This window comes from Oribacterium sp. KHPX15 (assembly GCF_900107835.1).
In the GTDB taxonomy this organism is placed as follows: domain Bacteria; phylum Bacillota; class Clostridia; order Lachnospirales; family Lachnospiraceae; genus Oribacterium.
This window is the reverse complement of the sequence record NZ_FNRG01000001.1, coordinates 144,002-157,586: the sequence shown is the minus strand read 5'-3', so window position 1 is coordinate 157,586 and position 13,585 is coordinate 144,002. Positions and strand designations below refer to the sequence as shown.

The 13,585-nt window shown below is 42.8% G+C and carries 10 protein-coding genes; all 10 read right to left on the bottom strand.

The genetic code is table 11. The features are described 5' to 3' along the window. Positions 1-79: 79 nt before the first annotated feature. A complete protein-coding gene (locus tag BLV86_RS00615; protein WP_090814748.1) occupies positions 80-754 on the bottom strand; it encodes a phosphoribosylanthranilate isomerase in 675 nt (224 codons plus the stop codon). A gap of 32 nt (positions 755-786) precedes the next feature. Continuing rightward, a complete protein-coding gene (trpD, locus tag BLV86_RS00610; RefSeq protein WP_090814747.1) occupies positions 787-1,812 on the bottom strand; it encodes an anthranilate phosphoribosyltransferase in 1,026 nt (341 codons plus the stop codon). A gap of 536 nt (positions 1,813-2,348) precedes the next feature. Next, entirely contained in the window at positions 2,349-3,155 is an 807-nt protein-coding gene (gene trpC, locus BLV86_RS00605) for an indole-3-glycerol phosphate synthase TrpC (protein ID WP_090814746.1), read from the bottom strand. Between the two features lie 262 nt (positions 3,156-3,417). After that, entirely contained in the window at positions 3,418-5,391 is a 1,974-nt protein-coding gene (locus BLV86_RS00600) for a TRAP transporter permease (protein ID WP_242840071.1), read from the bottom strand. 25 nt (positions 5,392-5,416) lie between these two features. Further along, positions 5,417-5,926, bottom strand: coding sequence for a DUF1850 domain-containing protein (locus tag BLV86_RS00595; protein WP_090814745.1), 510 nt, complete (start codon positions 5,924-5,926; stop codon positions 5,417-5,419). Continuing rightward, positions 5,926-6,987 (bottom strand): TAXI family TRAP transporter solute-binding subunit, encoded by a 1,062-nt coding sequence (locus BLV86_RS00590; RefSeq protein WP_090814744.1) that lies wholly within the window; start codon positions 6,985-6,987, stop codon positions 5,926-5,928. The genes BLV86_RS00595 and BLV86_RS00590 overlap by 1 nt, the downstream gene beginning before the upstream one ends. A 500-nt stretch (positions 6,988-7,487) precedes the next feature. Then, the gene (locus BLV86_RS00585) at positions 7,488-8,438 is read right to left on the bottom strand and encodes a helix-turn-helix domain-containing protein (protein ID WP_090814743.1); all 951 of its coding nucleotides are present in this window, start codon (positions 8,436-8,438) and stop codon (positions 7,488-7,490) included. 165 nt (positions 8,439-8,603) lie between these two features. Further along, complete coding sequence (locus BLV86_RS00580) at positions 8,604-11,699, bottom strand: beta-galactosidase, LacZ type (protein ID WP_090814742.1); 3,096 nt, start codon at positions 11,697-11,699, stop codon at positions 8,604-8,606. Positions 11,700-11,828: 129 nt separating this feature from the next. Beyond that, entirely contained in the window at positions 11,829-12,674 is an 846-nt protein-coding gene (locus tag BLV86_RS00575; protein WP_330386183.1) for a carbohydrate ABC transporter permease, read from the bottom strand. Beyond that, positions 12,667-13,569 carry a carbohydrate ABC transporter permease gene (locus tag BLV86_RS00570; protein ID WP_031550071.1) on the bottom strand — a complete coding sequence of 301 codons (903 nt, stop codon included), beginning with the start codon at positions 13,567-13,569 and terminating at the stop codon, positions 12,667-12,669. The genes BLV86_RS00575 and BLV86_RS00570 overlap by 8 nt, the downstream gene beginning before the upstream one ends. Positions 13,570-13,585 lie beyond the last annotated feature (16 nt).

Here is a 13,585-nt window from a genome sequence, read left to right as displayed (position 1 = left end):
ACTCAATTTGAGTTTTCTATATAATCAACATGATTTGGCTTCCTGTTTTCTTATAGGTCATCTTTTGGTTTGCTTAAACTCAATGCTTCCTGACATTATCTATAAATGCCCTGATCTTTTCAGCATCCTTAAAGCCATCAGTTTCCACTCCGGAGCTGACATCCACTGCATAGGGCTTCAGCTTTTCTATGGCTTCCGAAACATTTTCCGGATTAAGTCCTCCGGCCAGGAAATACGGTTTTTTAAAATCCCTGAGTATACTCCAGTCAAATGCTTCCCCCGAGCCATATCCGTTATCAAACAGAATATAATCCGCGGAACTCATTTCAGCTTCCTTCAGGATTTCAGAGGTACGACTTATAATCTCTGATACAGCCTCAGGACATTTAAATACAAATGCCTTGATGATTTCACCATCGGTCCTATATTCTTTTTCTTCAGGAAATTTTCCTGGCTTACTAAGTTCTTCCTTTAGCTCTCTTATATAATCCTCGGATTCATTTCCGTGAAGCTGTGCCACTGTGATGATTCCCTTTCGCATCAGCCTCAATATTTCAGCTTTATCAGCATTAACGAAAACTCCTACAGAAATTATCTTTTCATCAAGAAGGGCTCTGAGCTTCTCAGCCTCTTCTTCCGTCACATAGCGTTTGCTCTTTTTATAAAATACGAAGCCCACATATTCGGGATGATATTTATTTACTGTTTCGATATCCTCAGGTCTTCTCAGACCGCAGATCTTGATCTTTGTCATAACAACTCCAAATTCTTCGAAACGGGGATAAATTAAGCATTACTTGCGATGATATACTCTTCCAGTTTCTTTAAAGCTGCTCCACTGTCGATAAGCTCCGCTGCCTTCTTTACGCCCTCTTCAATGCTGTCTGCCTTACCGCCAAGATATATTGAAGCTCCGGCATTGAGCAGTACTGCATTTCTCTTGGTGCCCTGAATGTCTCCGCTTAAAATCTTTCTTGTGATCAATGCATTCTCCGCAGGAGTTCCTCCCACAAGTTCATCCTTGGTACCTCTTACAAGTCCAAAGTCCTCCGGCTTGATAACAGTGGTTCTGTAGTAACCGTTCTTAAGCTCGCAAAGTGTGGTGGGTGCCGAAGCGGAAATCTCATCCATCTTGTCCTGACCGTAAACCACAAATGCTCTCTTTACCCCAAGCTTATCAAGAACCTTTGCCACCGGTTCAACCAGGTATTCGTCATATACTCCAAGGAGGAACATATCCGGATTTGCAGGATTTGTGAGGGGTCCCAGAATATTGAAAACTGTACGGAAGCCAAGCTCTTTTCTGATAGGTCCCACATATTTCATAGCTGAGTGATACTTCTGTGCGAAGAGGAAGCAAATGCCTACATCCTTCAGAAGCTCCTGTGCCTTTTCCACATCCTGCTGGATATTTACTCCCAAAGCCTCCTGGCAGTCAGCTGTACCGGAAAGTGAAGATGCCGCTCTGTTACCATGCTTTGCAACTTTTATTCCCGCTGCGGCTATGACCATAGCAGCTGTGGTGGAAATATTAAAACTATGAGCTCCGTCTCCTCCGGTTCCCACTATTTCAAGAACCTCCATGCCCGGATGTGGAACCTTGGTTGCCTGCTCTCTCATAGCAGCCGCACAGCCTGAAATCTCATCTATAGTCTCAGCCTTAGTGGACTTGGTTGAAAGTGCAGCTAAAAATGCCGCGTTCTGCGTAGGTGTTGTCTGACCTGTCATGATCTCAGTCATAACTGTGTAAGCCTCTTCATAGGTCAGGTCACCCTTTAATGTTGCTATTTTGTCGATTGCATTTCTGATCATTTTGTTCTCCCTCCGAGGTTCTTCCTCTTTTGAAAATCCTGATCTCACGCTGCGCTTTATGTCTTCCGTAAATATAAAAAGTCCCTGGCAGAACCATAATAAAATATGGTTCTGCCAGGGACGAATAATTCGCGGTGCCACCCTGTTTCACGACATGACTCGTGCGCTTTGCGAGATACCTTCATATCTCCGACAACTAACGTATGTCTCACGTCACAGGATACTCAGCATCTTAACATCGATGCTTTTCATTGTGCCCTTAGCGGTCCATTTGCCATGCTGTTTTTCGCCGGATTCTCACCATCGCCGACTCTCTGTGGGAGCATACATAGTTTAATCTCCGCCTCAACGGTTTAATTTATTAACTTTAGATTTACGATAAATCTTTTGACACTAAATGTCAATTCTTATCAGGCAACTTAAAAATACCGAAAAATTATAACTAAAATAACTTAAATATCAGTTTTCAAATCTTCAGTATTACTTCAAAAAGATATCCAGCCATATACAACACATTTTAGCACTTAACAGACTAATCAGACTGCCTGCTCCCGAAGTATACCGAATCTGAGTTCGTCCAGCATAGCCTTCTTGTCGGCCGCCCTCATGAGTGTTTCGCCGATAAGCACGCCGTTAACATTACCCGCTTCCAGCTCAAGGATATCTTCATGACAGGTTATACCGCTCTCGGCAATAAAAAGTATATCCTCCGGCACACATTTTCTAAGGTTAATGCTGTTGTGGATGTCTACTGTGAAGTCCTTCAGGTTTCTGTTATTAACTCCGATTATTCTTGCTCCGGCATTCACAGCCTTCCGGATCTCCTGCTCATCATGAGCTTCAACGATAGCAGATAATCCCAGGCTGTCAGCAATCTCAATGTAGGATTTTAGTTTCTCCTCATCAAGCAATGCACATATGAGAAGAACAACCTTTGCCCCCAGAACTTTCGCCTCATAAATCATGTAAGGATCGATCACAAAATCCTTCCTGAGACAAGGAAGCTTCACGGTCTCTGCAATCTGTCTGAGATACTCATTGCTGCCCTTAAACCATTTGGGCTCCGTAAGTACCGAGATTGCAGCAGCTCCTGCCTTTTCATACTCGTATGCGATCTTGAGATACGGAAAATCCATTGCAATGATTCCTTTTGAAGGTGACGCTTTTTTGCATTCACATATGAAACTCATTCCGGGTTCCCTTAATATCTTTTCAAAAGGAAAACCGGTATTGGGATCCATAGCCTCCGCTCTTCTTTTCATTTCCTCCAACGACACTAACCTTTTTGCCTTATCCACTCGCTTATAAGTGTAGGCAGCAATATCCTCCAGAATATTAGTCATTTTCGTTCTCTCCCCTATATAGTCATAACTATACATAATTCCACTACTCACATCGTATCACAGGGAGTTATGCTTGTAATCTATCAAAAATGACTAGCAGATATAACAAAAAATCCTCATTCAGGCACAAAAAAGGGAGCAGAATGACTGCTTCTTTAGTCGGTATCTAAAAAAGGGATAGTTTTTTATCAGAAAACAGAATCAAAAAAACCGACCGACACTCGTGTGTCGATCGGTTCATATGACATCAGTCGATTTCTTCTTATGCTTGTGCCTTCTGCTTTTTGGTCTGCATCACATCAACAGCCATGATAACAGCGATGGTTCCGATACCGATAACATCGGTCAGGGTTCCGGGATAAAGCATCATAAGACCTGCAACGGCAAGCAATATACGTACTACCATGTTGATAGGCTTAACAGTGTAACCCTCAAGCGATGCAGAAATCGCGAACATTCCGAGGAAGCTGGTGATAACGATCATCACAACTCCTATGGCATCTGTGTCGATAAGCAGCATTGCCGGGTTAAGTGAAAAGATATACGGAACAAGGAATGCTCCAATTGCAAGTCTCGTCGCATTGATAGCTGTCTTCATAGGATCAGCCTTTGCGATAGCGGAACCCGCATAAGCTGCAAGTGCAACAGGCGGTGTGATATCCGCAACGATACCAAAGTAGAATACGAACATGTTTGCACTTAATGCATTAAGTCCCATACCTGTTGTAAGGATCGGCGCACATGTTGTTGCCATGATGATGTAGGTTGCTGTTGTAGGTACACCCATTCCCAGAATGATACAGCAGATCATGGTAAGGAAAAGGGCTATCAGAAGGTTTCCGTGTGATACTCCCACTATGGCTGTGATGAATACCTGACCAAGTCCTGTCATGGTAACAACTCCGGCAATGATTCCGGCGATACCGCAGGCTGCCGCAATTGACAATGTATTCTTCGCACCTGTTACAAGAGCATTGAACATATCCTTCGGAGACATACGATGATCCTTGTCAAACATACTTACAACAACGCAAAGTATGGTGGCAATGATGGCTGCACGGCTCATGGTATATCCGGCACAGATAAGATAGATCAGCGCAATGATAGGTATCAGAAGGTAAATTCTTGGGAGAAGCACCTTCCACTTAGGAAGATCTTCCTTTGGAATTCCCTTGAGACCAAGTCTCTTGGCACGGAGATGAACCATAAGGAAGATACCGGTGAAGTAAAGTATCGCAGGAAGAATGGCTCTCACAACGATATTGGAATACGGCACACCGATCATCTCTGCCATAAGGAATGCAGCTGCACCCATGATAGGCGGCATGATCTGTCCTCCTGTTGAGGAAGCTGCCTCAACCGCACCTGCGAACTCTCCCGGGAATCCGGTTTCTTTCATCATAGGGATGGTAACTGAACCTGTGGTAACTGTATTACCAACAGAAGATCCTGAAACCATACCACAAAGAGCACTTGAAATAACGGATACCTTTGCGGGACCGCCGGTTGCTGAACCGGCCAAAGCATTGGCACACTGGATAAAGAACTCGGAAATACCTGTTGCTTCAAGGAATGCACCGAATATGATAAACAGTACGATGTAGGTACTGCATACTCCTATAGGAGTTCCTATAACACCTGTAGTAGTGTAGAACAGGTTGTAAACTATCTTACGTAAGGAAGCTCCTGTACTGAATGCATAAACCACAAAAAGCGCGGCTACAACAACGATAGGAATACCTGTAACTCTTCGACAGCACTCGGCAAGAACTATGATTCCGATAACACCGAGGATGATTTCTGTCTGGTTGATACGGGTCGCATGATTGATAATCTCGCGATTGTTAATTACAAAATAGAAAAAGCTGAAGGAACCTGCCACCGCAAGGATCAGATCATAAAACGGTATGTGGTTCTGCTTCTGTGGCTTCAGATGGTTTTTACCTGAAGGATACAGTATGAAAATGAATAAGATAACTATACCAACGAATAAAGGACGTCTGATACGCTCATCCCACACCGCAAAAAGATTCATGTAGATCATAAAAAGAGAGAATGCTGCAAGAAGCCCCTTGATGACCTTGTCGTAAACGCCCTTCCAGGGTCTTACATTTGACTCACGGTCATACTTTTTCATGATCTCATCGACAACTGCCTGCGCCTCGGCAGATTGTCCGCCCTGCGGGATACTGTTCACACCCGCATCTTTTGTTGTGTTGTTTGTTTTTTCTTCCAAAGTTGTGTCCTCCATTCCCATCGGTTTAAAAAAACTTCCACTTCATATATGAAAATCTGACCCGTGAATTTCTGCCGCAAAGATCTCTGAGGCTAATGTCTTTTCCGTCATTGATCTTTAATGTATGATCCGAAACCGTTCCCACAAAATAAGTGAGATCCGGTATCTTCTTATCGAAACCTGAAACTATCATACTTCCATCCTGCCCGTACTCTAGTTTCTCACCCTCTGAAAGTTCCGTCTGGACTCCGGCACCAAAACCGTAATAAACAGTTTTCTCCACATATATCCCGTCAGCCTTTATTTCATAATAATCAATGAGCGGGCTCTTGTTTACAGAATGGATAAATCCAATGCTGAAGGTATCTCCAACCCTTACCGGATACATTCCGTAAACTTTGCCATCCGATGCATCGGAAACAGCCAGAACTCCGATTCCCACCAATTGAATATAAATAACAACGGTAGCGGTAACCGCTAATAAAGCAATCACCGCCACTAAGATCTTCTTATGATTTATAAACTGATTTTTCATCAGTCAACTGTGATACCCTGCTCTTCATAATACTTCTTAGCACCCGGATGGAATGGGATTGTGATTCCCTTTGTTGCATCTTCAAGATTAAGAAGCTCGAACTTTGCATGACCTGCAGCAAGAGCATCCTTATTGTCGAACATAGTCTTGAGCATCTCGTAAACAACATCCTCAGAAAGCTTTGTTGAAGCAATGATTGTTGCTCTTACGGAAACTGTCTTGGCATCTGCATCAACACCTGTGTATGTGCCGCCGGGAATTGTAGTCGGTGTATAGAAGCTGTACTTGTCCTGAAGTGTCTTGATATGATCGTCATCAAGCTCTACAAGGTGTACTGCCTTTGTTGTTGAAAGATCAACAACTGCTGTTGTAGGAGCACCTGCAACGATAAATGCTGCATCGATCTTCTCATCCTTAAGGGAATCTGCTGAATCACCGAAGGAAGCATTAACAACCTTGATGTCATCAAAGCTAATGCCGTAAGCATCGAGGATCTGGCGTGCGTTGAACTCAACACCTGAACCTGCATCACCAACGGATACTGTCTTGCCCTTAAGATCTGCTACTGTCTTGATATCGTCGGTACATGTGATGATCTGAACTGTTTCATCATAAAGACCAGCAACAGGTGCGAATGTCTCATAAGCGCCTTCGTCAGCGAAAAGGTCTGTTCCTTCGTGAGCATAAGACATAACGTCGTTCTGAACGATTGCGAGGTTTGCATCACCGTCATCGATAAGCTGGATGTTTGCCTTTGAAGCACCGGTTGATGTAACAGTGAGATGAGAATTCTGCATAAGAGGATTCAGAACTGTTGCCATCACACCACCTACTGCATAGTAGGTACCGGTTGTTCCACCTGTACCGAATACAACCTCTTCTCCGGAGTTTCCGGTTGAAGCTGCGCCGGCAGCAGCGGTCTCTGCAGAAGCTGCAGCAGCTGCAGCAGTAGTCTCACCACCTGCAGCCTGAGTTCCTGCTGTAGAACCTGAAGAACCACATGCTGTTAAAGCACTGACTGCGAGAACACCTGTCATTACTAAAGATAATAACTTCTTCATAATAATTTCTCCCTCTCTGAAGGCAAACTATATATTGTGTGTTATGAAATACAGATTTTTCATAACCTTTGCCTTAGGTATTGATTAAAATGATAAAACCCGCAATGTGTTTTGTCAACCTGTTTTTATTTGCATAAAAAATGCATATATTTCACGCATTTCTTGCATAAATCGTATTTCTATGCACTAATCGTGAATATATGCATGTTTATGAGCATTTTAATTAAAGGACGCATGTCCATATGTCCTTTAATTCCCTCATTCAACCCCTTTGTTTATCTCTGGGTACAAACTATATTGATGTTCCCCTAAACAGTTAATACCATCCGGAAATCAAAACCGTGATTAACCGCTATATTGATACATTTTATCATATTTTCAGGCTTATTACATTCAAAATTATGGGTAAAATAAAAAGTTCTTATACTACAGAAACGTAATACAAGAACTTTTTTTGATTTAAGTCTTTCGGTTTGGTTATGTCTGATATTCCCTGTGTTTCACCATCCCTCATATGTGCTGATCTTATACTTCTGCAGCTTATACTCATAATTCTCGGGATGATTTCTCCATTCATGTGTAGTCATTCCCACAAATTTCATGAAGTTTCTCTGGAAAGTCGACATCGATGTAAAGCCTGTCTCATAGGCCACGGTACGTATAGGTTTGTCCGAGGTTCTCAGTTCCTTGCAGGCCTCGTGGATACGTATGGAATTGACATATTCCAGAGGAGAAAGGTGCAGGTTATCATTAAACAGGCGTCTGAAGTGTGTTTCAGATAATGCGCAAAGCTCAGCAAGCTTTCCTATGTATATCTCCTCCATAAAATGAGCCTTAATGTAATCTATGGCCGGAGTCAGTCTCTCCATATCTCCGGGTTCATCCTTAAAGGCATCATTCTCAACCTGCTCGGATTCAGCCGAGGTCTCATTCATACGTATGATATTGATAAGCAGATCCACCAGATAAGCATCACTCTTTTGCTTATAAAGATTCTTTCTCTCATTCTGCTCTTCAAATATAGAAGATATATCCTTCATGAGAGCTTCCCCATCACCGGACTTGAAAAAGTAGGGTCTCCTGTAAAGTTCGTCCAGGGCTGCCCGTGCTTTATCTTCATTTTTTGAAAACATAAGCTTGATCAGTCCTTCACAGTCAACAAAAAGATATTCCCAAAAGCCAAAGGTTCCGGGATCGGAATTGGTGGTATGCGGATAATTTGGAGGTATCAGCGTAAAACACCCGGGTTCAAAACGGTAAACGGTATTTTCATAAACCATCTCTCCCGTTCCCTTATGGCATACTCCGATCTCAAGGTAATTATGAAAGTGGAGATAAGGAATTCCGTCTCCGTATTTTCTCACCCAGGACTGACCCGTAAGCGCAAGTACATAGGAGTCCTCAGGCATTTCATAATATCTGTATTGCATTTCCTGTTTCTTCTTTGACATACAGGATATTTCCTTTCTGTAATCATATAATTCAGGATATTTAAACTTTGTAAATTACCGGAGTCCATACCTGAAAAATCTCTGATCATTATTAATCGAATCAAATCCAGAAAAAGGGCAGGTTTCCACTAAAGAAACCTGCCCTTAAAACCCGGATGATATCCGTCAAATACCTTTGAATTCGAAGCTGAATGTCAATGGATTCTTATTGTCAAGCAGGAACTCCTCATGGGTCATTGCTCCCCATGAATCATCTCCTGCGATACCCATCTGCTTCATTGAGCATCTTACTACAGTATTCATAACTCTCGGGAGCTCATAGGGATGTCTTGCCTCCTCCAACTGCTCCGGTGTGAATGGAATTGCAGAAAACTCCATACCATCAAGGTCCATTGAACGGAAGCTCATTCCTCTACCTGATCTGTCAGTCACTGCAGCCCATCTCACGGCTGTATGATTTCCGGTTTCCTGAGGAACAAGATATGGTGCCATGGAATCCCCGGCAGTAGTTCTGTACACTCCCAGTCTTGAGCCTGCATTTCTGTCACAGTAGTTTTCTTCCGGACCGTTTCCATAGAAACAGATTCTATCATAATCTGCATCAAGTTTCATCATGAAACCGAACTCAGGCATCGGTGGAAGCTCCTTCGCAGCTGAAGGCTCATAGCTCATTGTTACTCTGCAGGTTCCGTCTCCGAATACACTGTAGGTTACAGTCACAAAACAATCCTTCTCCAACGGGAACAGCCAATGTTTAAATGTCACATTGACACGGTCCTCAAGCTCTTCAACCACAGGATATGCCATAACCTCAGAAAGCATTTCTTTGTCTTCACATAATTTCTTCGGTGTTGTGGTCTGATAAAGACTTGCCAGCTTCCATACTCCATATCTACCAGGCATCTGATTACCCTCATCATTGGCAGTTGGTGCTCTCCAGAAATTTGGTCTCGGAACAACACCTATCATTTCCTTCCCGCCGTAACGATAGGAAGTGATACCACCTTTAAGAGTTGAGATAAGAATGTCAAAGTTCTCACCCTTTACTCCTACATTCACCGATCCTCTGATAACCTTAAATGGTTTCTTAAGCGACAGCTCATGCTGTTTTTCAATTTCCTCAGCATTAATCCTTACTACTCCCTGACCATAAGCAACTTCATGCCCCCTCTTTGCATAAAGTGTATCGTCCTTCAGAGTAAATGAAACATCCACTGTGTACTCTCCGGCTTCTTCCGGAATAGCAAAAGGCAGATCAAAGCTCTTTTCGGTAAGCGGCTGAACAGTCACTGCCATATCTTTTCTTATAAGCTCTTCGCCGTATTTACTCAAAGTCACATGACAGTCAAATGCATCTGCGTCAGTGAAAAGATTTCTGTTGAAGACATTGATCTTTCCATCCTGAATCTTGATTCTCAGAGTCTGGAAGTTGAAACGCACTTCCTGCATCTTGCCCTTATATTCATGACGGGTTCCGTCCATGATACCGTTGCCGCTGAACTCATAGTCATTAGGTCTTTCGCCGCAGTCACCGCCATATGCCTGATACTCTTCACCAAAGCGGTTTTTGCGTCTCAGAGACTGGTCAACATAATCCCAGATAAAACCGCCCTGATACCTCGGCTCCCTGTCGGAAAGCTCGATATACTTAAACATGTCTCCGTTGGAATTACCCATGGAATGTGTATACTCGCAAAGAATGAACGGCTTGTCTGTATGAGTCTTCAGGAACTTTTCAATGTTTTCTGCCGATGTATACATCTGACTGTACATATCCGTAGTTTCCGGATATCTCGGGTCATGATCCACGCCTTCATAATGCACAAGTCTTTCATGATCCAGTGCCCTGAACTGATCAGCCATCTTTAACGGTACTCTTCCACCAAAGGATTCATTACCGATGGACCAGATAAGAACCGACGGATGGTTCTTGTCAAGCTGGTAGGTACTGTTTATACGGTCTGTAAGCATGGGAACATACTCTTCTCTGTTGCCTGGAAGTGCGTAGTCCAAAGGCTTCTGGCCTCTTGCGATCATATCCCATACACCGTGAGTCTCCATATTGTTCTCAGCGATCATATAAAGACCATACTCATCACAAAGGCTGTAAATATATGAAGCATTCTGATAATGAGAAGTTCTTACGGCATTGATATTGTTACGCTTCATGGCGATAACATCTTCTCTTACATCTTCAAGAGTGACACCGGCTCTGCCCTTATCTGTGTAGAACTCATGCCTGTTGACGCCGTTAAATACGATGCGCTTTCCGTTCAGCATCATGATGCCGTCAACCATTTCAAAACGCCGGAATCCCACTGCCTGTTCGACAACTTCCTTAACGTCTCCGTTGTCATCCTTAAGTATCAGCTTAAGCCTGTAAAGTGCAGGATTCTCGGCTGACCATAATGCCGGCTTCGAAACATTTCCGTTGATCTGAAGATTTCCGGCAGCATTTTTCACTGCTCCTTTAAGTACATCCTCACCCTTATAGGTAAGCACATATTCTGTTGAACCTCCTGCTTTACCAAGGTCTAATGTAATCTCCAGTGTTCCTCTGGTGAAGGTATCGTCCAAAAGTGCCCTTACCTTAAGATCATATACATGAACTTCAGGCACTGTATAAAGATAAACATCCCTGTAAATTCCGGAGAAGCGATAAAAATCCTGATCCTCCAGCCAGCTTGAAGCAGTCCATTTAAACACCTGAACAGAAAGCTTGTTTTCACCTTCCTTTATAAAAGGTGTAAGTTCAAAATCACTTGCAGTAAAACTGTCTTCACTGTAGCCAACGAATTTTCCATTAAGCCAAAGGGCAAAGCCTGATTCTACTCCCTGAAATGATATGTAGAGAGGCTTTCCTTTAAAACCATTAGGCACTGTAAAGTACTTTACATAACTTCCTACAGGATTGAATGCCTCAGGAATTTCTCCGGGATCAATTTCTTCTCTTCCGTCCCAGGGATACTGGGTATTTACATAAGCCGGGATATCATATCCTTCCATCTGGATATGTGCGGGAACGCGTATATCGTCCCAGCTTTTTGCATCATAATCCTCCTCGAAAAATCCCGGAATGGCACTTCCGTAATTTTTGGCGTAGGAAAACTTCCATAATCCGTTAAGGGAATGTCTGAACCCGGACTCTTTTCTCAAAAGCTCCTCTTCTGTTCTGTAAGCTACATGATCTGAAGCAGCGGGAAGAACATTTATCTTAAATATCTTTGGATCCTTTACAATGTCGTAATTGAATTTTTCCATATACTTCTGTCCTCTTTATATGTCTGAGTCCTCCTACCGGAGAACCCTGACATTTAATTTATAAGTTCCATACTCAAAGACTGCATCCTTGTGCATGGTCTTACATATAAGTTCTTTCTTACTTAATACTTATTTAACAGATCCTGTGATACCCTCTGCAAACTGCTTCTGCAGAATGAAGAAAATGATCATAGTCGGTACTGAACAGAAAAGAACGCCCATCATAAGTGTACCGTAATCAACTGTATAACCGGCTGCAAGGTTAGCTATAAGCATCGGCATATTCATGGCACTTGTATCGGTATTCATTACAACCTTTGGCCACATATATGAGTTCCATGCATTCATAAAGCTGATAACTGCAGCTGCGGCATAGGTTGATTTCATTACCGGAAGATACATGCGGAAGAAAATAGCAAACTCTGACAATCCATCCAGTCTTGCAGCCTCCATGATATCTACCGGGAAGTTTCTTGAGTTCTGTCTGAACATCATGATCATAAACGGTGTTGAGATAGAAGGAAGTATGAAAGCCCATACTGTGTTAAGGAGGTGAGCATCAGATACCATACGGAAAAGAGGTATCATGGTTGCTACCTGAGGTACCATCATCGCAAGAAGCAGTATTCCGAAAAGCTTATCCTTTGCCTTGTCGTGGTAAAGCTCAAAACCATAGCCTGCCAGTGAACAGATAAAGAGGCAGAGTACTGTCTGAACTATAGAATATTTAAAGGAATTGGCAAGGGACTTAAAGAGCGGCTCTGCAGCAAGAAGATTCTTAAAGTTTGTTGCCGCGTATGTTCCGAACACAATCTTACCTCTTGCAACCTCGATGGAGGCATTGGTGGCAGCAGTGATCATCCAGTAAAGAGGAAACACTGAGAAAAGGCACCAAAAGACAAGAAAGATATATGTTGGTATCAGACGTTTCTGTATAGCAGAAGAATTTGCTTTTATTATTTTAGTATCAGTCACGTTTGTCACCTACTTTCAGATTGATAAATGCAAGAACAGCAACCATTATAAATACGATGAAGCTTAATGCTGAGGAATAACCGAAGTTACCTACACCCTGTCCAAAGGAGTTGTTGTAAATATAATGAGACATGGTAATTGTGGAGTTTGCAGGTCCGCCGCCGGTAAGGTTCATAGACTCGTCAAAGAGCTGCAGTGTACCGTTGATGGACATGATAAATGTCATTACGATGACAGGTCTTAAAAGAGGAACTGTGATACCCCAGAAGGTTTCCCATCCGTTGGCGCCGTCAATCTTCGCGGCTTCATAAACCGAATACTCGATATTCTGAAGACCTGCCAGATAGAAAACCATGTTGTATCCGGTCCATCTCCAGATAAGCGCGATGATGATAACCATCTTTGCTGACCAGGGAGTTCCCAGGAAGTTGAAGTTCTCCTTGAAGATACCTAAATTTACAAGAACTGAATTGATAAGTCCCTGAGTGGCAAATAGAGATTTAAAAATCAATGCATATGAAACAAGTGATGTTGCGCAAGGCAGGAATACCATTGTACGGAAAAGTCCACGGAATTTTAAATCCTTATTATTCAGAAGCTGTGCAAGCAGTATTGCAAGTACCAGCATGATAGGGACCTGTATCAGAAGATAAAGGAAGGTATTACCTACTGAACGGATAAACAGCTTATCCTGCAGCATACGGGTATAGTTATTGAAAATCGGTGTCGTCCACTGTAATGCGGCCGGTGATCCCTTCTTTAAAGAAATGATGAAGGCCTGGAACATCGGATAAAAATTTAATACGAAGATCAGTATCGTTGCCGGAAGCAGGAAAAACCATCCTGCTCTATGCTGCTTGGCAAGAACACTGGTTTCTTTACTGTTTGTGTTCATAAAAGTACTCCTTTTT

Bases quoted from the DNA above. Each gene is read 5' to 3' on its own strand.
- BLV86_RS00585 (WP_090814743.1), bottom strand. From the start codon at position 8,438: ATGTCAAAGAAGAAACAGGAAATGCAATACAGATATTATGAAATGCCT.
- BLV86_RS00595 (WP_090814745.1), bottom strand. From the start codon at position 5,926: ATGAAAAATCAGTTTATAAATCATAAGAAGATCTTAGTGGCGGTGATT.
- BLV86_RS00615 (WP_090814748.1), bottom strand. From the start codon at position 754: ATGACAAAGATCAAGATCTGCGGTCTGAGAAGACCTGAGGATATCGAA.
- BLV86_RS00570 (WP_031550071.1), bottom strand. From the start codon at position 13,569: ATGAACACAAACAGTAAAGAAACCAGTGTTCTTGCCAAGCAGCATAGA.
- BLV86_RS00580 (WP_090814742.1), bottom strand. From the start codon at position 11,699: ATGGAAAAATTCAATTACGACATTGTAAAGGATCCAAAGATATTTAAG.
- trpD (WP_090814747.1), bottom strand. From the start codon at position 1,812: ATGATCAGAAATGCAATCGACAAAATAGCAACATTAAAGGGTGACCTG.
- trpC (WP_090814746.1), bottom strand. From the start codon at position 3,155: ATGACTAATATTCTGGAGGATATTGCTGCCTACACTTATAAGCGAGTG.
- BLV86_RS00590 (WP_090814744.1), bottom strand. From the start codon at position 6,987: ATGAAGAAGTTATTATCTTTAGTAATGACAGGTGTTCTCGCAGTCAGT.